Raw genomic sequence first — 433 nt, 5'->3', positions numbered from 1 at the left:
AGCCTGCGGGGTAGGCCACCTTCCTCGAACGCGTCGACCTCATCCAGGGTCCAGCTCTTGGCGAGGTCGTGGACAAGGTCGCGGGGGAAGAAGTGGACGGCGAAGCCGCTGTGCTCCCAGATGTCGTCTCCGTGCCCGGTCCCGGCCTGGTAGTGGGCGTCCCCGGTGTGGCGGACGGTGTAGACGAAGGCTCCACCCGGGCGCAGTACCCGTCGCACCTCGGCGACCAGGGCGTGGATCTCCTGGGTGGACAGCGCCATGCAGAGCAGCATGTGCGCGAACACGGCATCCACTGAGGCGTCCGCGAGCCGCAGCGGCTCGCGGACGTCGTGAACCGCCGTGGTGACCCGCCCGGCCACGCCTTGGGCCGCGGCGGCGTCACGCAGCTGATCCAGACCGGCCGGGCTGAAGTCGGTGGCCATGACGGAGAAGC

1 protein-coding gene is annotated in these 433 nt (G+C 70.2%); it reads right to left on the bottom strand.

What is annotated here, in order from left to right:
* A partial coding sequence (locus TN53_RS42495; protein ID WP_046264266.1) for a class I SAM-dependent methyltransferase occupies window positions 1-433 on the bottom strand: 433 nt, incomplete at both ends.

The organism is Streptomyces sp. WM6386 (assembly GCF_000972385.1).
GTDB lineage: Bacteria > Actinomycetota > Actinomycetes > Streptomycetales > Streptomycetaceae > Streptomyces.
Note: the sequence above shows the minus strand (reverse complement) of the source record. Positions and strands in the feature narration are given on the sequence as shown.